Annotated in this window: 15 protein-coding genes and 1 pseudogene; 7 read left to right on the forward strand and 9 right to left on the reverse strand. The window is 62.7% G+C overall.

All coding sequences use genetic code 11. The features are described from left to right. Positions 1 to 70: 70 nt before the first annotated feature. Positions 71 to 3061 (reverse strand): autotransporter domain-containing protein, encoded by a 2991-nt coding sequence (locus tag LG385_RS13055; protein WP_225774637.1) that lies wholly within the window; start codon positions 3059 to 3061, stop codon positions 71 to 73. 238 nt (positions 3062 to 3299) lie between these two features. Here LG385_RS13055 and LG385_RS13060 point away from each other — a divergent pair, with 238 nt between their 5' ends. Next, entirely contained in the window at positions 3300 to 4670 is a 1371-nt protein-coding gene (locus LG385_RS13060) for a gluconate:H+ symporter (RefSeq protein ID WP_225774638.1), read from the forward strand. Positions 4671 to 4682: 12 nt separating this feature from the next. On the opposite strand, the gene LG385_RS13065 is transcribed toward LG385_RS13060, so the two are convergent. Next, on the reverse strand, positions 4683 to 5567 hold the full coding sequence (locus LG385_RS13065; RefSeq protein ID WP_225774639.1) for a LysR family transcriptional regulator: 885 nt from the start codon (positions 5565 to 5567) through the stop codon (positions 4683 to 4685). A 102-nt stretch (positions 5568 to 5669) separates the two neighbouring features. Between LG385_RS13065 and argC the strand changes: the two genes are divergently transcribed. After that, positions 5670 to 6587, forward strand: a complete 918-nt coding sequence (gene argC / locus LG385_RS13070; protein ID WP_225774640.1) for an N-acetyl-gamma-glutamyl-phosphate reductase — start codon at positions 5670 to 5672, stop codon at positions 6585 to 6587. A 16-nt stretch (positions 6588 to 6603) separates the two neighbouring features. Here the strand turns inward: argC and LG385_RS13075 are convergent, their stop codons facing one another. Next, positions 6604 to 8088 (reverse strand): APC family permease, encoded by a 1485-nt coding sequence (locus LG385_RS13075; protein WP_225774641.1) that lies wholly within the window; start codon positions 8086 to 8088, stop codon positions 6604 to 6606. A gap of 251 nt (positions 8089 to 8339) precedes the next feature. Continuing rightward, positions 8340 to 9254, reverse strand: a complete 915-nt coding sequence (locus LG385_RS13080) for a LysR family transcriptional regulator (protein ID WP_225774642.1) — start codon at positions 9252 to 9254, stop codon at positions 8340 to 8342. 104 nt (positions 9255 to 9358) lie between these two features. On the opposite strand from LG385_RS13080, the gene LG385_RS13085 reads away from it, so the two are divergent. The 3 genes from LG385_RS13085 (at position 9359) to LG385_RS13095 (ending at position 13611) form a co-directional block, all read left to right on the forward strand. Further along, on the forward strand, positions 9359 to 11098 hold the full coding sequence (locus LG385_RS13085; protein WP_225774643.1) for an amidohydrolase: 1740 nt from the start codon (positions 9359 to 9361) through the stop codon (positions 11096 to 11098). Positions 11099 to 11120: 22 nt separating this feature from the next. Then, entirely contained in the window at positions 11121 to 12200 is a 1080-nt protein-coding gene (locus LG385_RS13090; RefSeq protein ID WP_225774644.1) for a C45 family autoproteolytic acyltransferase/hydolase, read from the forward strand. Positions 12201 to 12279: 79 nt separating this feature from the next. Beyond that, on the forward strand, positions 12280 to 13611 hold the full coding sequence (locus tag LG385_RS13095; protein WP_225774645.1) for an MFS transporter: 1332 nt from the start codon (positions 12280 to 12282) through the stop codon (positions 13609 to 13611). A gap of 15 nt (positions 13612 to 13626) precedes the next feature. On the opposite strand, the gene LG385_RS13100 is transcribed toward LG385_RS13095, so the two are convergent. Then, a complete protein-coding gene (locus tag LG385_RS13100; protein ID WP_225774646.1) occupies positions 13627 to 14244 on the reverse strand; it encodes a TetR/AcrR family transcriptional regulator in 618 nt (205 codons plus the stop codon). Between the two features lie 130 nt (positions 14245 to 14374). Between LG385_RS13100 and LG385_RS13105 the strand changes: the two genes are divergently transcribed. Together LG385_RS13105 and LG385_RS13110 are read left to right on the forward strand one after the other, a co-directional pair. Continuing rightward, positions 14375 to 14815 (forward strand): hotdog fold domain-containing protein, encoded by a 441-nt coding sequence (locus LG385_RS13105; RefSeq protein WP_225774647.1) that lies wholly within the window; start codon positions 14375 to 14377, stop codon positions 14813 to 14815. 76 nt (positions 14816 to 14891) lie between these two features. After that, the gene (locus LG385_RS13110; RefSeq protein WP_225774648.1) at positions 14892 to 15707 is read left to right on the forward strand and encodes a carbon-nitrogen hydrolase family protein; all 816 of its coding nucleotides are present in this window, start codon (positions 14892 to 14894) and stop codon (positions 15705 to 15707) included. On the opposite strand, the gene yjdN is transcribed toward LG385_RS13110, so the two are convergent. The 4 genes and pseudogenes from yjdN to LG385_RS13125 all read right to left on the reverse strand — a co-directional run bounded on the left by yjdN (position 15704) and on the right by LG385_RS13125 (position 18113). Then, positions 15704 to 16123: a VOC family metalloprotein YjdN gene (gene yjdN / locus LG385_RS13115; protein WP_225774649.1), complete on the reverse strand. Its 420-nt coding sequence runs from the start codon at positions 16121 to 16123 to the stop codon at positions 15704 to 15706. The two genes, LG385_RS13110 and yjdN, sit on opposite strands and share 4 nt — an antisense overlap. Before the next feature lie 58 nt (positions 16124 to 16181). Further along, on the reverse strand, positions 16182 to 16715 hold the full coding sequence (locus LG385_RS25755; protein WP_413247380.1) for a methyl-accepting chemotaxis protein: 534 nt from the start codon (positions 16713 to 16715) through the stop codon (positions 16182 to 16184). Positions 16716 to 16727: 12 nt separating this feature from the next. Continuing rightward, positions 16728 to 17597, reverse strand: a pseudogene (locus LG385_RS25760) (PAS domain-containing protein); the annotation flags it as partial. Between the two features lie 240 nt (positions 17598 to 17837). Next, on the reverse strand, positions 17838 to 18113 hold the full coding sequence (locus LG385_RS13125) for a DUF2790 domain-containing protein (protein ID WP_225774651.1): 276 nt from the start codon (positions 18111 to 18113) through the stop codon (positions 17838 to 17840). Positions 18114 to 18229: the final 116 nt, after the last annotated feature.

The raw sequence follows: 18229 nt of genomic DNA on the forward strand, positions 1-18229 counted from the left end.
GAGCCCGCGCTGAACCCGTGTAGGACCGGGTGAAGCCCGGGAACAAGCAAGGCGCGGAAGCGGACCGGACTCAGAACCTGAGCGACCACTCCCCTACCACGGCGTGATTGCGGCTGTTGCTGCCCAGTTCGCCGCTGTAGCCAACCCCCACGGTTTGCCGGGCGCTGACGCCAAGGGTCAGGCCCGCTTCGGCCACCAGGGTATCGCGGTCCAAGGCGCTGCCTTCTACGCTGAACCCATCGCCGCCGGCAATAAAGGCCTGGCGGGTCTGGCTGTTCACACTGCCATAGGTGTGGCGCCAGCCCAAGGTGGCGCGCGGGGTGAGGCTCATGCCGTTGTCCAGATACCCCAGATGCGCCAACCGCACGCCGAAGGTGCTGGAAAGGTTGTGCTGGGTATCGGACTCCACTGTCAGCGCCGCGTCCCCGCCTTTTTCCCGGTAGCCGTCGCGGTGGTAGCGCTGGTAGCCCAGGTTGGCGAAGGGCTCGGCGCTCAGGCGGCCACTGCCCATGGCGTAACCCAGTTCGGCGAAGGCCTGCTGGCTGTCAGCTTTATAGTTGCTCTTCAGGCGCTCGTCGAAGGTGCCGAAGCGCACACTTCGCGTGCTGTCACCGTCATGGCTGCTGTAGGCCGCGCCCAGACGCAGGGCGAGCGGGCCGGCTTGGCGCAGGGCATACAAACCGGCATGCCAGCTGTCCAGATGGCCGTCCGCGCCAGTGGCATCCAGCCGGGTGCGGGAGTAGCCGCCGAGCACACCCAGGCGCCAATCGCTCCCCGCAGCCCAATCCACCCCCAGCCCCCCACCGCCTGTACGTTGTTCGAGGCCACCGCTGCCGTGGCTGCCATCCACTTTTCCATAGCTGCTCAGCCCTTGGGCCCACAGCCGGCCGCGTGCGTTCGGGTCGTTGAGGTTGCGTGCGCTTTCGGGCACGCCAGTAGCCGCAAGCGCGGGTGTTTGTTCGTTATTCATGCCCACAAGCAAGCCGCCACTGCTACCCATGGATTGCATGGCACCAAGCATGGTGGTAGCGACCTGGCTGCTGCCGCTAAGGGTAGCGGCGGCCAGGTTGGCGCTGCTGCTCCCGGCCAGTTGCTCAATGGCAGTGCTGGCCGTCGCGGTGGACGTGCCCAGCAAGGCGCTATAGAGCGTACTGCCCGTGCCCAGCGTGGCGAGGCTGCGCGCGGCGGCGCCGCCGTTGCCGGTGCGTGCGTATTGCTCGAAGGCAACGTCGTTACGGGTGTAGCGCAGGCCCACCGAAGTGCTGGCGTAGGTAAGCGTAGGCGTGAGGAAGGCATAGTCGCTTGTGACCTGGCCGAAGGTGCCGTTGACAGCGCCTGCGGTCAGCACGGTGTACTGGCTCTGCCATGGGTAATCCCCTACGGAAGGCTGAATGCGCAACGTTGCGCCGTTGAGGTTGGCGGTGCCGCCGATGTTCAGGGGCGCGCTGCTGCCATCGGCGTTCACGCCATAGGCCAGGGTGGCGCCGCTGCTGAGGTTCAGGTCGCGAGTGACCGTGGCCACACCCAGCCCTGTGTTGGTCAGCAAGGTGCCATTGACCATCAGCCCGCCCACCGAGCCGCCACCCGCGTAAGTTGCCCCGGTATCCACCAGCAACTCACCAAGCACGCTGCCTTGGTTGATCAACGTGGCGCCGGCTTTGACTTCCCCACCCTGGCTGAAGTCTCCCGCGCTGGTCAGGGTCCAGCTGCCACTGGTCACCCACAGTTTTTCAAAATTTGCGCTGTTGCCAAAGGCACCACTGCCCATGCCGCCGAGCGTGAGGGTATCGATACCTTCGCCACCGTCGACCAGGCCATTGAACACACCGCGGGTATCGAGGATAAGCCTGTCGTCGCCAGCGCCCATGCTCAGTGCCAACCCGTTACCGCCCGTAATGGTGCCGCTGTTGCTCACGGTGTCGGCATAGTTGCCGATCAGCTTGATGCCGAAGCCGCTTTCGCCTTCGATCAGGCCAGCGTTGGTGATAGTGGTGGCCGCCACGCCGGAACCCTCGGCGCCGTCATCCACCAAAATCCCGTTATCTACGCTGCGGATCACCCCGCTGGTGGTATTGATGATGGTACCGCCGCCCATGGCGATCCCCTCGCTGTTGTTTGGGCGCCCCCCACTGTCCACGCCCTTGGCGCCCAGGCCCTGAATGGTGCCTTCGTTGTACACGTAGCCCACCAGGTCGATGTCTACGCCGTCGCCGTCACCGTTGAGCTTGCCGTCGGCGATGGCGCCAGTGAGGGTGCCGTAGTTGTACACCGTGCCACTGCCGTCGGAGCCGAAGCCCGAACCATTACGCCCGGTGATGCTGCCGCTGGCGTAGTTGTAGAGGGTGGCGTCGGTTTTCAGATCGATGCCGTGTCGATCGGCGCTGATGGTGCCGTAGTTGTAGACGCTCACGCCGGTGGATTCGTCGATCTTGATGCCGTCGTACTTCTGGTCCAGGCCGTTGGCGTCCTGCGGCGCGGTGTCGGTATAGACCAGGCCGTAATTGGCGACCACCGCGTTGGAGCCCGTCTTGATGGCGTCATTGCCCACGGCATGGATGACCCCCGTGGCCTGGTTGACCAAGGTGGTGGTGAACGCCGGATTGTCCAGCGCTTCGAGGTCGATGGCCTGGCCTTCTTCCGCTGATCGGATGGTGCCCGCGTTGACGATGGCTAGCGTGCCGCCGGCGGTGGGGTTGGTCTGGAAGCGGATGCCGTCGTTGGTGCCCTGGATCAACCCGCCTGTAAGGTTGTTGATCACGTAATGGCTGACGTCGGTGCCGTTGTCCTTGGTATCGATCCCGCGGCCATCGGTGGAGCGAATGATCCCGGCGTTGGTGACCGTGAGGGTGTTGCCGCTGGTGTGCTTGGGCAGGATCACCCCGTCGTCATCGCTGGCCACGATGCTCCCGCTTGGCGTTACGTTAAGGGTGTCGACTTTGTTCAGTTCCAGGGTGCTTGTGCGAGCGCCGGTGATCTCGTAGTTCGTAGCAAAGGCGAATGGTGCGAAGGCAGCGCTGCCCAGGGCGACGGAAAGGGCCAGACGGTGGGGCGTAAAAAGCATGAAGGGGACCATGAGGGGCAATTTGAAGCTGGCCACTATGGCAAGGCGATATTACGGTTTGATTGATACATTCGTGCGGGCTGTGTATCCGTGAGCACGTTTTATAAACCTGCACCCCATGCACTGAATAAAGCTTCATGGGCGCGAAAGCTTCGCGAAAGGTTGGCTCCGTTAGTCTCGGTGGGTTTTGCAACGCCTGTTGCAGCGGTATTCACACCAATAACAAAGGAGTACCTCCGTGGAGTTGAACCACGTGGCCTGGCTGGCCCATGACAGCCGCCTGATCTTCTGCTGCGTGCTCGCCATCGCCAGCATCGTGGTGCTGATCAGCGCTACCCGTCTCCCACCGTTCCTATCCATTCTGGTTGGTACCTTTATCGCTGGCATTGGCGCTGGCCTGGCGCCGGAAGAGGTGGCCAAGGCGTTCAGCAAAGGCGCCGGGAGCATCCTTGGCGAGGCGGGCATCATCATTGCGCTGGGCGCCATGCTGGGGGCGCTGATGGCCGAATCCGGGGCGGCTGACCGGATCGCCAGCACCTTGCTGCAACTGGGCAAGGGGCGCGCGCTGCCGTGGGTAATGGCACTGGTGGCGATGATCATCGGGCTGCCGCTGTTCTTCGAGGTAGGCCTGGTGATGATGGTGCCGATCATCTTCGTGATGGCACGCCAATCCGGCCAGCCACTGCTGAAAATAGCTATTCCCGCGCTGGCAGGCATGACTACTTTGCATGCCCTGATGCCTCCGCACCCCGGCCCGCTGATCGCCGTAAGTGCCCTGCATGCCGACCTGGGCCTGACCATGTTGCTCGGCTTTACCCTGGCGGTGCCGGCAGTGATCCTCGCCGGGCCGCTGTATGGCTTGTGGCTGTCGCGCCGCATGCCACTGGAGATTCCCGCCGAACTGGGCGACGTGTTCAGCGCCCGTCCCACCGCCGCGCGGCAGCCTGGGTTCGGCGTGTCGCTGGGGATTATTCTGTTGCCCGTTGTGCTGATGCTGGGCAGCACCCTGGCGAAGATCGCGCTGCCGGCCGAGAGCTCACTGGCCCTTGCGTTGAAGTTCGTCGGCGAACCGCTGGTGGCGCTGGCCCTGGCGGTGCTGGCGGCCGTGGTATTGCTGGGCTGGGCCAATGGCATGGCCCGCGAGCAGGTAGGCAACACCCTGCGCAAAAGCCTGGCGCCCATTGCCGTGCTGTTGCTGACCATCGGCGCCGGCGGCGGGCTGAAGCAAACCCTGCTCGATGCGGGCGTGAGCCAGACCATCAGCAAAGTGGCCGAAGGCGCCCACATGCCCTACCTGCTGTTGGCGTGGCTGATCGCCGTGGCGCTGCGCCAGGCCACCGGTTCCGCCACCGTGGCGACCACCACCACAGCGGGCATCCTCGCCCCGCTGATGGCCGGCCTTGCGCCCACCCAAAGCGCGCTGGTGGCGCTGACCATCGGCGCGGGCTCGGTGTTCTTCTGCCACGTCAACGACGCCGGCTTCTGGATGGTCCGTGAATACTTCGGGCTGCAGCTCAAGCAAACCCTGTGGGTGTGGTCGGTGCTGCAGACCATCGTGTCGGTGGTGGGCTTGATCGGCGCCTCCCTGCTGTGGATGTGGCTGGTGTAGCGGCCGCCTTCCCTACTGTTCGCCAATGGCCGCGAGCGCGCCCAGCACATGCTCGGTCGCGCGCTCAACGGCCCCTGCCCGGTGCGCGATACCCAGGGGCCGCCATAAGGGCGGCTGCACCGTACGCACGTCGATGCGGGTATCGAGCAAGGGCGAGCCACCTTCGTGGGGCAGCAGCGCGGCCCCGTAACCCGCGGCAACCAGGCTTTTGATGGCATCGTTGTAGTTGAGCTGGATTCGCGCGCGCGGCGCATGACCTGCCGCTGCAAACCATTCATTGGTCACCCGCGCCAGCTGCGTGCCGGGGTCATTGAGGATCAGCGCACGCTCCGCCAGCCACCGGGCGTCCACCGGATCGGGCGCCTGCCAGGCCGACGGCACGAACGCCATGATCGGGTCGCTGCGCCAAGGCTTCACCGCCACACCCGCCGGGATCGGTTGGGGCAGCGCCACCAGGCCAATGTCCAAGGTGCCAGTGCGCAGCCGCGCAAGGGATTCACCAGAGGTCAGCACTTCCACCTGTACGTCCACGCCTGGGTGTTCCAGCCGCAGCCTGGCCAGTGCTTCAGGCAGCAGGTACGCCAGCGCACCAGTAGACGCGCCCAGCCGCACCCGGCCCGTGACCCCTTTCACTTCCCCCTGGATGTCCTCGATCAACTGGTCGGCCTCGGCCAGCAGCCGCCGCGCCCGGCCCAGGAGGCTGTCGCCAATGGCGGTGGGATGAACCTGGCCACGCTTGCGGGTAAGCAATGGCGCGCCAATGCGGGCTTCCAGCTCGGCGATGTGAAAGGTAACGGTAGGTGGCGCCAGGTTGAGCCAACGCGCAGCGGCGGCAAAGCTTCCGTGGTCGGCAATGGCTACGAGGGTACGGAGGCGGTCGAGGCTGAGTTCGCGCATTGTTCAGGTTTCTTGAATGAGCGCTGCAGTATATTCAAATTTTCTTTTGCTGCAGTAGCGCTGACGATAGCGGCATCCTTTTTACCCATAGTGAGTAACACCATGTCCAAGCCAGTTGTGTTCATCGACGGTGACCAAGGCACCACCGGATTGCAGATCCATGCACGCCTGGGCGGGCGCCAGGACATCGAGTTGCTGACGCTACCCGAAGCGCTGCGCAAGGACCCCGCGCAGCGTGCCGAAGCGATCAACAGCGCCGACATCGCCGTGCTCTGCCTGCCTGACGACGCTGCTCGTGAGGCCGTGGCCAGCATTCATAACCCGGCCGTGCGGGTGATCGATGCCAGCTCGGCGCACCGGGTACATCCCGACTGGGTGTACGGCCTTCCGGAACTGAGCGCCGACCAGGCCGAGCGCATCGCCCATGCCTCTCGCGTGAGCAACCCGGGCTGTTACCCCACCGGTGCCATTGCGCTGCTGCGGCCGCTGCTCCAGGCAGGGCTGGTACCGGCGGACTATCCAATGGCGATCCATGCTATCTCCGGCTATTCGGGCGCTGGGCGCGCTACGGTCGAGCGGCATGAGGCCGGCGAGGAATCCGGTGTGCGCGTTTATGGGCTGTCGCTGGAGCACAAGCACGTTCCGGAAATACAACAATGGGCAGGGCTGGGCACGCGGCCGTTTTTCGTGCCGGGTTATGGCAATTACCGCCAGGGCATTGTGCTGACCATTCCGCTGATGTTCCGCCTGCTACCTGCCGGGGTCACCACAGAGCGTTTGCAACAATGCCTGGAGCAGGCCTACCAGGGCGCTGCCCATGTGCAGGTGGCCGCGCCCTCCTCCCAGGTGAGCCAGTTGGACCCGGAAGCGTTGAACGGTACCGATGGCGTGCGCTTGCACGTGTTCGGCAATGATGCTCAGGGCCAAGTGCTGTTGGCGGCGGTGTTCGACAACCTGGGCAAGGGCGCGGCAGGGGCTGCGGTGCAGAACCTCGACCTGATGCTGATGGGGCAGCCCTGACGCTTACGCCTATGGGCTATCGGCCGATGGTCCAGGCATCGCCCGCTGGGGCGGTGCCGGTGTCGTAAGGCTTGGCCAGCCACATGTACAGCAGCCCCAGGCCGATCACCAGCGCGGTACTCACCACCATGGCGTAATTCACGTACCAGGGCGCATCCGGGGTACGCGGCCAAGCCATGTTGATGATCGCCGCCACGCCATACACCAGTGCGCCTACGTTCACCACCATCCCCCATTTACCCAGCCTGAACTGCCCACTGGGTTGCCAGCCGCGGGCCCGCGCATACAGCGCCCCCAGCACGATCATCTGGAAGGCCAGGTAAATACCAATGGCCGCAAAGCTCACGATGGTCGCCACCGCATCCTGCAGGAAGAACCCGGCCACGATGATCAACGCGGGCAGCGCCGCCGCCACGAACAAGGCATTCACCGGCACCTGGGTGCTGGCCGACAGGCGTTTGAGTACCGCGCTGCCGATCACCATCTCGTCCCGGGCATAGGCATAAAGCAAACGGCTGGCTGCGGCTTGAAGGCTGATCACGCAGGACACGAACGACACCATTACCACGGCCATGACCACACGGGCGCCTACGCTGCCGAAGGCATTGTTCAATACGGTGGTGACCGGGTCCTTGTCGGTACCGTTGATCACAGCGGCCATGTCCGGCACGGCAAGGATTAACGCCAGGCAGGCGAACATGGCGGATATGCCGCCGATGTAGATGGTCATGCGCATGGCCACGGGGATGCGCTTGCTGGGGTTGGGGGTTTCCTCGGCCACATCGCCGCAGGCTTCGAAACCGTAATACAGGAACATCCCCGCCAGCGACGCCGTGAGGAACGCTGGAAGGTAGGAGCCGTCCACGCGGATGTCGAAGGTACTGAACAGCACACTGAAGGGCTGGTGCCGTTCGAAGATCAGCAAGTAAATGCCTACGACCAGCGCACCGATCAGCTCGCAGAGAAACCCAAACATGGCGATACGGGCGAGGATGCGGGTGCCACTGAGGTTCACCAGCGTAGCGAGCAGGGTTAGCACCAGGGCGATGCAGATGTTGGTGGCGTTGTTCGGCTCGAACCCTAGCATCACGGCCAGGTATGGCCCTGCCCCTACCGCTACGGCGGCGATGGTCACGCACAGCGCGATGGCATACACCCACCCCACCATCCACGCCCAGCGCTTGCCCACCAAACGGCGGGCCCAGGGGTAAACCCCGCCCGAGATTGGGAATTGCGACACCACTTCGCCGAAAATCAGGCACACCAGCAATTGGCCGAACCCTACCAGCAAGTACGCCCAGAACATCGGCGGCCCGCCGGCGGCCAGGCATAAACCGAAGAGGGTATACACACCCACTACTGGCGACAGATACGTGAAGCCCAGCGCAAAGTTCTGCCACAGGCTCATGCTGCGGTTGAAGTTAGAGGTGTAGCCCAGCTTTTTCAGCTGTTCTGCATCACTGTCGGCACCAGCCAACGCGGGGTTATGCGGCGTGCTCATAGGTTTGCTCCGAAGGGGGCGGCAGGATCATCCGGTGTTGGGCCAAGCCGCGCTAATAGCGGGCCCGGTTGTTTTTTTATAAAAATGAATGCCTGGCGCCCCGTGCACACCTGGCGCGATGCGCCCAGGTCCAGAGCGTGTTTATGATGGGTTGCAGCCTAGTAAGCGGGGCGGCTAACTACAAATACGAAATAGCGAAGGGGGCGTTCGGTTTAATCGATAGGTGGCCGACGGCTGCTTAAGGGGTGTACTCAAACCAGCCCCTGCTGATGGAGGTGCCGTTTCAAAACGTCGATGAATACCTTTACCTTACGCGTGTGCCGCCGGTGAGGCAGGTACAAAACATGAACCGTTGCCCCAAACGCGCTGGGGTCCCGCCAGCATTCCGGTAACTGCTCTATCAGTTGGCCGCGCGCCAGGTACGGCAAGGCGCTCCATTGCGGCAGGAATTGCACGCCCTGCCCCGCCAGCAGGCAACCTAGAAGAAAGTCATAATTGTTACTAGCCACGCGCGGCACCGGTTGCTTGAGCCGGAGGCGTTCGCCATCCCGGGTGACCCACCAGAAGTTCCGGTTCAGCAAGGGATGACGAAAAATCAACCAATCATGTTCGGCGTAATTTTCCAACGTCACACCCTGCTGCTTGCGCTCCAGGTACGCTGGGCTGGCGCAAAGCATCAGGTGATTTTCCAGCAGCGGTTGGGCGATCACCCCGGGCAAGTCGGTGGGCCCATCCCGCAGTGCGACGTCGTAGCCCCCTTCCACCAGGTCGGCGAATTCATCCTGCAGGTCCACCTCCAAGCGAACTTGCGGATACTCGTTCAGGAAGGCACGACACACCTCCTCCAGGAAGGCTGGGCCAAACGAAGGTGGGGCGGCGATGCGCAGTGTGCCGCGCAGGTCTGTCTGCAATTGCTCCACCTCCGCGCCTGCCATTTGCAGATGCAGCACTGCCTGCCGCGCGCCGGCCAGGTAGATGTGCCCGGCTTCAGTGAGCGTCATCCGCCGGGTAGTACGCTCGAATAATCGCGCGCCCAATTCCGCTTCCAGCTGTGCCACCCCCTTGGTGATGGCTGATGGGGTTTTGTTCAGATGTTCAGCTGCTCGGCTGAAACCACCGTGGTCGGCGGTGGCGACGAACATGGTGATGGCAGTCATCTTGTCCATGTACTTGTTCCTGGCAGGCACAAAAGATGTGCGGGAAGTCTGCGTTCTGGTTGCCTCAAGCTTTGCTTAAGCTGCGTGCACTGGCACACAACCGAGGCGCCGCAATGAAAATACTGATTCCAGCACTGGTGTCCATGGCCTGGCTTGTTTCCTCAGGGGAAAGTATAGCGGCGGCGGATCTGATTCTGCACAGCGGCAGGGTATACACGGCAGAGCCAGGACAAGCGCTGCAACAGGCGGTTGCCATCGAAAACGGCAAGGTGGTAGCGGTGGGCAGCGATAACCAGGTGTTGCGCCTGAAAGCGGCCCATACCCGCGTGTTGGACCTGCACGGCAAAGTGCTGATGCCCGGGTTTATCGACTCCCATAGCCACACCGTGAAAGGCGGCTTGCAGATGCTGCAGGCCAATCTGGATGGCGAGTGGGTGCCTGTTGCCGAGTTGGAGAACCGCCTGCAGGGATGGCGCGCCAATGGCAAGGCACAACGTGGCGCTTACCTGAGCATCGGCGGGTTGCCCTCTACCTACTGGGGTGACATCGCTGCGCTCGAAAACACGTTCAATCGCGGCCAATGGGCCGAACAGCCAATACTGCTACTAGGCTGGGACCTGCACACTGGCTGGGCCAACCAGGCCATGCTTGCCGCAGCCGGGGTAGACGCCGCCAAAGTCGCCTCACTTCAGGGTGAAGAGAACGCAACCCTCGGCCGTCACCCCGACGGCACCCCCAATGGCTTTCTGGTAGACAGCGGCCTGTACCCTGTGCAAGCCCTGCTGCCGAGGCCCTCTACCGAGACGCTTACCCGAGGGGCGTATGCCGCCTTGCGCTATTACAACAGCCTGGGCATTACCGCCTGGCTGGACCCCCTCGCCAACGAGATCCCGGGCGCGGATATCACAAACGCCGCCACGGGCGTGCTGCCGATCTACAAGGCCGTGGCCGAGAAAGGCGACCTCTCGGCCCACGTGGCTGCACTGCTGATGGCCGATTCCAGGGCCACCCCCAAGGACCTGGACGCGCTGGACCAGGTGCGACAGCAGTTCCTCGGTGTGCCGAACCTCACCCTCCCGGGCATCAAGGTGTTCGCGGACGGCGTGGCCGAAGTGCCGGCACAGAGCGCCGCCATGCTCGAGCCCTACACCAATTCCCACGCATCCGGCGAGCTGTTGATCGATCCGGGACACTTCGGCGAACTCGTGAGCGCTGCCGACGCGCGGGGCTGGCTGGTGCACGTGCACGCCATCGGCGACCGCGCCGTACACGAAGCCCTCAATGGGGTGGCGCAGGCGCGCAAGGATCGCAACAGCGGCATACCGCATTCCATCACACACTTGCAGATGGTGAACCCCATGGATTTCGAGCGCTTCAAGCAGTTGAACGTGATCGCTTCCATGCAGCTGTACTGGGCCAGCGCGGATGAGTCGAGCATCGACCTGGTGAAGCCCTATGTGGACGAACAGGTGTTCAAGTACACCTACCCTGCCCATTCCCTGCTTGCGCACGGCGCTACGTTGGCCGGGGCCAGCGATTGGCCGATCACCACGCCCAACCCCTGGAAAGCAATCTATCAGGCCCTTACCCGCAAGGGCCCCAAGGGCGTGCTCAATGCCGACGAGGCGGTCGATCGGCAGGTGATGTTCCAGGCCTACACCCTCAACGCCGCGCGGATGATTCGCCTGGAACACAGCATCGGCTCACTGGCGCCGGGCAAACAGGCCGACATGGTGCTGCTCGACAGGGACGTGTTCAGCGCGCCGCCCGAGGCCCTGCGCGACACCCAGGTATTGGCGACCTGGTTCGCCGGGCGCGAAGTGTACCGCCAGCCGCCAGCAAGCAAGCCCTGATAGACCCCTCAAGGACCCTTCCATGATTATCCATTCCTTCGTCAGCGATACCCATGAACCCTACGAGCGGGGCCGCCAACTGGGTGCCCGGTGGGGCACCCAGATTGGCCGCACGGTAGCGCTCTATATGGAATTCTTCCCACAGGTGGGCATCGCAGCCGGGCAAGTCCGGCAAATCGCCGAGGCCAGCCTGGTCGCCCTGGCAGCCTGGTGCCCTGCGCTCGCGAGAGAAATCGAAGGTATGGCGGTAGGGGCCGGGGTGCCGTTATGGCAGCTGGCCGCGCTCAACAGCCGCACCGAGATCCTCGCAGTGATGCCCGCGCGGCCTGTGGAAGGCGAATGCTCCACGGCAGTTTATGCGCCGGCCAACGCCGCCGTGCCATTGAGTATTCAAACCTGGGACTGGCATGACAGCCTGGTGCCCGATGGCTTGATGTTGCAACTGCGCGCTCGCAGCGGCCTCACCGTCAAGCTGTTCACCGAGTTCGGCATGCTGGGCAAGATCGGCGTCAACAGCGCGGGCTTGGGTGTGCACTTTAATATCCTCCACCATGCAAGCGATAACGCCCAGGGCGGGGTGCCCGTACATGCCGTGGCCCGGCGGGTGCTGGAGGAAGCCACCACCGTGGAGCACGCCATCGACCTGATCGGTTCAGCCCGCGTGAGCGCGTCCACCGTACTGACTGTATTCAGTCACCACCCCGCCGAGCTTCGCGCCGCAAGCATTGAAATGAGCCCTGCCGGCATGGCCGTAGTGCCGCCTCGTAGTGACGGTTGGGTGCTGCACACCAATCATTTCCTCGACCCGGCCCTGGCCCGGGGTGAGCGCACCGCAGATGTGTCCACCACATATGCGCGCCACGATCACTTGACCGCTGTGGTCCCAGACATGGCAAGGGAGGCACTGGCTGAACGGGCCGACGCCTTCTGTGGCAGCGAGGGCGACCAGGCGGTGGTGTGCTTCCACCCGGACCCGTCGCAACCGGCCACCGAGCGTTGGGAAACCTTGCTTACCATCGGCCTGGACACTGCGGGCTGCAACCTGGAGTACGTCGCCGGTACGCCGACCGCTTTGGCTCGCAACGCGCCGCGACGTTTTTAGCTGTCGTCCACTCTGACCGCAGCTGTTCAAAGGCAGCGGTCACTCACCTTCATCGCCACAAAAACAAGAGCAAAACCTGATGAACAATTATTCTGCTGTACAGCCCGGTTGGCGCGCTGCGTTGAAGACGTTTGCGGTATCGGGCATGGGCACGGCGTTGGAGTTCTATGACTTCGTGATCTACGGCTACGCCGCCGCGCTGGTGTTTCCGAAGCTGTTCTTTCCTGACCTGGATCGCCTCACTGCAGTGTTCGTCGCGTTCGCTGCCTTTGGCGCAGGGTTCCTGGCCCGTCCGCTGGGCGGCGTGGTGTTCGGTCACATGGGGGATCGCCATGGGCGGCAGAAGGCCTTGGTGATCACCCTCTTGCTGATGGGCCTGAGTACCCTGCTTATTGGCTTTCTTCCCACCTACGCAACACTAGGCGCGGCGGCACCGATACTGCTGGTAGTGCTACGATTGGTGCAAGGCTTTGCGGCCGGTGGCGAATGGGGTGGTGCGGCGTTGTTCGGTATCGAAGCCGCACCGCGTGGCCGGCGGGGGTTGTGGGGCAGCTTCACCAGTATGGGCATCGGTATCGGCGGCATACTGGGTTCCGCAGTGTTTGCGCTGCTCAGCGTGGCCTTTGACGACAACCTCAGCGGTATCGCCTGGCGCATTCCGTTCTGGCTCGGTGGTGTGCTGGTGCTGGTCGGCCTGTATGCGCGCCTCCAGCACGCGCCGCCCATCGTCCGCCGTCAACCCACTACCCGGCTACCGCTGCTGGGAGCGCTGCGCCAGCGGCCACGCGAGCTGATGCTGTGTACCGGGATCGCCTTTGGCTACATCACAGTGGCATACATCAGTACCTTCTTCCTGGCGTATGCCACCGACATTGGCTACACCAGCAGCCAGGCTTTGCTATTTGACTTCGCGTTGTCCATTGCCATCGTGTTGTCCGCACCCTTCTTTGGCCATCTTTCCGACCGCCACGGCCGCCGCCCGGTAATGATCTTCGGCGCGGCGATCATGGCCGTGGGGCTGTTCGTATTCTTCCCGCTCCTGGGCACGCACTACCTGGGGGTGGCGCTGGTAGCCTACCTCCTCGTGGGCCTGTTCATGGGCGCGACACAAGGGCCGATCCCGGCGTTCCTGGCCGAGCAGTTCCCGCAGGCAATGCGCTACTCTGCCATCTCGGCCAGCTATCAGCTGGGTGCGGCCCTGGGGGGCGGTACAGCGTCAAGCGCAGCAACCGCAATCCTGATCCTCAGCGGCCATCAACCGGTTTATGTAGCCCTGTACGGCGCGGCGGCGATGGCGCTGGTCGCGATCTGTACCCTGGCGCTTCGAGAAACCGCCCACCGGCAAATGGATGAGCTGGACGAGCCTGACAGCGCCTACGGCGGGCAGGTTGAGGCAGCATCAAGGCCCTGAGCCTGTCACGCCTCCTTACTGCGGCTTGATGGAGTTCCATGCAGCACTACCGAGCAGGTCCCGGTAGTGCCTGGGGCTTTTGTCCACGCGTTTGGACAGCCACGCACGGGAATAGCTTTCCGCCTGGCCAATGATCAGCGACGGCAGTAGCTCAGCGGGGATGTGGGCGAAGTGCTCTACGCCGCCATGCTCGCCCATCCACACCATCAGCTTCTTGTTGCGTTGCCTGTTACGCGCAACCAACTCGTCCTTGAACGGGCCTGTAGACACTGCAGCCCGCGCCTGCAATACGAACCGCGCCCATTCGGGCTGTTCGTCTACCCAATCCACATAGCTGTGCACCAATGCCAGTACGCCGGCTTCGGCCGAATCGGCTTCGCTCAGGTATTGCTCGCGCAGCCGTTCCTGATCATCCAGCGCCGCGTAAAACAATGCCGCCACCAGCCCTTCCTTGCTCTGAAAGTGGTGGTAGATCGCGCCAACACTGGCGCCGCACGCTGCCCGCACATTCTCGATGGTAGTGGCCTCGATGCCGGACGCGTTGAAGCACTGCAATGCCTGACGAAGGATGGCGCGCTTGAGTTCACCGCGCCTTCCGGGGAACACGCGGTCGAGCAGATCTGTGGAATCCATGGGTTATCGCCAAAAAAGCTGATGGTAAAGGCTACACCCCGCTCGCTGGAAGCGCCTTGACAGTATCCCGCCAGCAGAATAATGTTCTGTAACCGAATACTATTCTGTAAAAAACAACAAAGGTAACCTCATGAGCCAAGCCCTCAGCATGTTCAACAGCGTCGGCCCTTCGGCCTTTACCCACATGGTTTGCCAGATGGCGCCGTACTTCAGCACCATCGCGCCGGAGATTTCCGAACTCAAGCCTGGGCATGCGGTGGTCACCGTGCCCTTTCGCAAGGAAGTCACCAACCACCTGGCGTCCGTTCACGCCATCGCGCTATGCAATGCCGCCGAGCTGGCAGGCGGCATGATGACCGACGCCTCCGTACCTGCCGGGGCGAAGTGGATTCCCAAGGGGATGACAGTCGAATACCTGGCCAAGGCGAAAAGCCAGGTGCGCGCCGTGGCGGATGGTGCAGGTATCGACTGGAGCACTGCGGGGGATAAGGTAGTGCCGGTGGCGATATTCGACGAAAGCGATGTAAAGGTGTTTACCGCGAACATCACCATGAATGTGAAGTTGGGCTGAGCCAGGTTGGGCGAAGCGCAAACGTGGCAACCCAAACGCCGTCACGCTAGCATCGACGGCTTTTGCGGAGCTCGTGATGTCGATACCTGTTCTAGCCGCCGCCCAATGCGCGATCCGCGATGGGGACCTCAAGGGCAATGTAGCGCTGCACTTGCAGTTCATGCAGCGCGCGGCCGAACTGGGCGTAGGGCTGCTGCTGTTCCCCGAGCTGTCTCTCACCGGCTATGAGCCTTCAACCGCCAGCGCCCTGGCTCAACCTCTGGCTAGTCCACTTCTCGAACCGTTGCAAGCGTTCGCGCAGCGGGTGGGCATGACCACAATCGTCGGCCTGCCGCTGCGTGTATCTGGGCAGGCCAAGCCGCACATTGCGGCTTGTGTTCTTCACGCCGATGGAGCGATCAGCGCTTATACCAAGCAGTATTTGCACGCCGGAGAGGAGCAGTTCTTCTCTGCGGGAAATGGCGGCGAGCTGTTATCCATTTCGGGCGTGTCCATTGCCTTGTCTGTATGCGCTGACTTTGCCCAGCCTGCGCACGCGTCCAACGCAGCCAGTAGAGGCGCCGATGTGTATGCGAGCAGCGTACTTATTGGGGAGCCGGGTTATCCCCACGACAGCGCGATCCTGCAAGGGTATGCGCAGCAGCATGGAATGGCCGTGCTCATGACCAACCATGGCGGGCCGACAGCAGGCTGGGCCGCAGCCGGACGAAGCGCATTCTGGGATGAACAGGGCCAGTGTGTGGCTTCTACCGAGGGCGCAGGCAATCGATTGCTGGTGATTTCCAGAAGGCTGAAGGGCTGGAGCGGCGTGTCCATTCCCGGGCCAGACGCCGGATGGCCGGCCCCCCAGCTCCCACAGGTGCGGTCAGCTCAATCTGTGGAAAACCGCTAGGCCTTCTTCTCCACGTTGACCATCCACGGCACGCCGAAGCGGTCGGTGAGCATGCCGAAGCCTTGGGCCCAGAAGGTTTCGCCGAAGGGCACGCGCACGCTGCCGCCATCGCTCAGGCCATCGAACCAGGCTTTGCCCTGCTCCAGGTTTTCGCTCACAAGGGAAAGCGCGTAGCCCGAATGGGCCCTCTGGTCGGCGCTGGGGTCGTCGCTCATCATAAGCTGACTGGCGCCAATCAACAGGTTGGCGTGCATGATGCCGTCGGGTGGCGCGGCGGGGCAGTCGGAGCCGGCCGAAGGTTCTGGCGCTTCGGCGAAGGTCATCTTGAATTGCACCTCGGCACCCAGTGTTTCGCAGTAGAAATCCATGGCTTGCTGGCACGTGCCAGCAAAGAACAGGTAGGGCTGAACGTTCATCACGTTGCGCTCCCGGCAGTGGCGACACGAGATGCGCCGCCCACGGAGAGTCTAGGCCTCAGCGGCCCAGGCGGGTGGCGAACTGCTCCACGGCACTGACCACTTTCTGCGCGCCATCCTGGATTTCCACGATCACCGAGCCCGCCTGGCTGGCCAGCTCCAGGCCATCCTCTGCTTGCTTGCGGCCAGTGCCGATCACCGTTACCGCTTCGGAGGCCAGGCGCTGGTTTTGCTGAACCACGCCGGCGATCTCCGCGGTGGCCGTGGTGGTACGCGAGGCCAGCTGGCGCACTTCATCGGCCACTACGGCAAAGCCCCTGCCCTGCTCGCCCGCCCGAGCGGCTTCGATGGCGGCGTTCAAGGCCAGCAGGTTGGTTTGCTCGGCAATGCTGCTGATGGTCTTGATGATGGTCGTGATGATCTGGCTTTGCTGGTCGAGCGCTTCGATTCCCTCGGCGGCATCCTGCATATGGCGGGCGAGCCCGCGCATCACGGATACCGTTTGCTGTACCACTTCCGCGCCGCGCTGAGCGGTGGTATCGGTTTGCACCGAGGTGGAATAGGCGATGGTGGCGGCCTCGGCCACGGCCATTTCCTGCTTGACCTGATCGGTGATCACAGTGGCGAACTTCACCACCTTCACCAGCCGGTTGCTGGCATCGAACACCGGGTTATACGAAGCCTCCAGCCATACCGTACGGCCGCCGGCGTCGATGCGCTTGAACCGGCTGGCCACGAACTCACCCTTGCGCAGCCGCTCCCAGAACGCCGCGTACTCTTGCGAAGCGGCTTCCTCGGGGGTGCAAAATTGCCGGTGGTGCTTGCCCTTGATCTGTTCCAGGCGAAAACCCATGGCCTGCAGAAAACGATCGTTGGCAACCAGCACGTGCCCCTGAAGATCGAATTCGATCACTGCCGTGGAGCGCTGCAATGCCTTGATCATGCCCTCCTGCTCACGGGAGGTTTCAATGGTGCGGGTGAGGTCGCTGGCATAGATCACAAACGAACTGAGTTTGCCCTCCGCCGTACGAATTGGGTGCAGGAGTATTCGCAGCCAGGCTTCGCGGCCATCCTTGCGCAGCAGGCGCATGGCACCGCTGAAGTTTCCGCCCTGCTGCAAGGCAGCCCACACGCGACGATGGAAATTGTCCTGGCGTACATCCTCGGGTACCAGCTCCGACAGCAGCCGGCCCTGCAGCTCACTATTAAGGTGCAACATCTCCCGCTCGAAGTTGGCGTTCACATGCTCTACCCGCCCGGCGGCGTTCAGGCGCATGACAATCATGTCCTGATCAAGGCCGGCTCGAATCTGTTCAACGGTTGCCAATTCATCACGAAGGGCAGCCAGTTCAGCTTTGTTCTGCTTATTGAAGAGCATGTGCGGACCTATACGGAGCGGGAGGGAGATGACAGATAGCCATCGGCCGAAAAGCTGTACACATAAGCACATTTGTACAATTCCGACCAGTGGCATTATGCTAGCAACCCGGCGGGGCGACGGCTATTCAACCTTCGCTATAAGGCCGATAGAGCCTAGGTATTCGGATCCAGAATCGTTTCAGGCGGGAGGGGGTGCCGCAGAGACGAAAACCATACGTCCCTTCAGTTTTGTACAAGCTTGTGCCAACCCAGCCGGGGACTACAGCGCAATGCAAAAGCCCCGAACAAGTCGGGGCTTTGGGGGTGCTGCGTGGGCTGTGCGGAGCGCTTGGGTTTACCCATTGGCGTTATCGTCGTAACCGCCCCGCTGCAGGAACTGCACTTTATGCACTTGGCCGTGGCTGTCCTGGTACACCATGATCACTGGGACAACTCCGCTTTTGTTGCTCACATCGGTTTCCGAGATCACCTTCTGAACATCCAGCTTCATCCCGTACTGGTAAGTCTCCACGGGAAGATTACTGGTGACACTACGGTCCGATCCGTCCTGAGCGAAGGCACCGGTGGTAACGACTGCGGCAAGGGCGGCGATGGCGAAAGTCTTTTTCATGATTCAATTCCTCTGGAGTAAGAACGGTGTGGTTTGGCTGTGGGTTCAGTAAACCGCGCCGGGCCGATCCGGAGAAATTGAACACGTCACTGGCGTAAATCATCGAAGTCGATAGT

This window comes from Pseudomonas sp. Marseille-Q5115 (genome assembly GCF_916618905.1).
Lineage (GTDB): Bacteria > Pseudomonadota > Gammaproteobacteria > Pseudomonadales > Pseudomonadaceae > Aquipseudomonas > Aquipseudomonas japonica_A.

Bases quoted from the DNA above. Each gene is read 5' to 3' on its own strand.
- LG385_RS13110 (WP_225774648.1), top strand. From the start codon at position 14,892: ATGTCGATACCTGTTCTAGCCGCCGCCCAATGCGCGATCCGCGATGGG.
- LG385_RS13055 (WP_225774637.1), bottom strand. From the start codon at position 3,061: ATGCTTTTTACGCCCCACCGTCTGGCCCTTTCCGTCGCCCTGGGCAGC.
- LG385_RS13100 (WP_225774646.1), bottom strand. From the start codon at position 14,244: ATGGATTCCACAGATCTGCTCGACCGCGTGTTCCCCGGAAGGCGCGGT.
- LG385_RS13065 (WP_225774639.1), bottom strand. From the start codon at position 5,567: ATGCGCGAACTCAGCCTCGACCGCCTCCGTACCCTCGTAGCCATTGCC.
- LG385_RS13105 (WP_225774647.1), top strand. From the start codon at position 14,375: ATGAGCCAAGCCCTCAGCATGTTCAACAGCGTCGGCCCTTCGGCCTTT.
- argC (WP_225774640.1), top strand. From the start codon at position 5,670: ATGTCCAAGCCAGTTGTGTTCATCGACGGTGACCAAGGCACCACCGGA.
- LG385_RS13075 (WP_225774641.1), bottom strand. From the start codon at position 8,088: ATGAGCACGCCGCATAACCCCGCGTTGGCTGGTGCCGACAGTGATGCA.
- LG385_RS25755 (WP_413247380.1), bottom strand. From the start codon at position 16,715: ATGGCCGTGGCCGAGGCCGCCACCATCGCCTATTCCACCTCGGTGCAA.
- yjdN (WP_225774649.1), bottom strand. From the start codon at position 16,123: ATGAACGTTCAGCCCTACCTGTTCTTTGCTGGCACGTGCCAGCAAGCC.
- LG385_RS13080 (WP_225774642.1), bottom strand. From the start codon at position 9,254: ATGGACAAGATGACTGCCATCACCATGTTCGTCGCCACCGCCGACCAC.
- LG385_RS13095 (WP_225774645.1), top strand. From the start codon at position 12,280: ATGAACAATTATTCTGCTGTACAGCCCGGTTGGCGCGCTGCGTTGAAG.
- LG385_RS13090 (WP_225774644.1), top strand. From the start codon at position 11,121: ATGATTATCCATTCCTTCGTCAGCGATACCCATGAACCCTACGAGCGG.
- LG385_RS13085 (WP_225774643.1), top strand. From the start codon at position 9,359: ATGAAAATACTGATTCCAGCACTGGTGTCCATGGCCTGGCTTGTTTCC.
- LG385_RS13125 (WP_225774651.1), bottom strand. From the start codon at position 18,113: ATGAAAAAGACTTTCGCCATCGCCGCCCTTGCCGCAGTCGTTACCACC.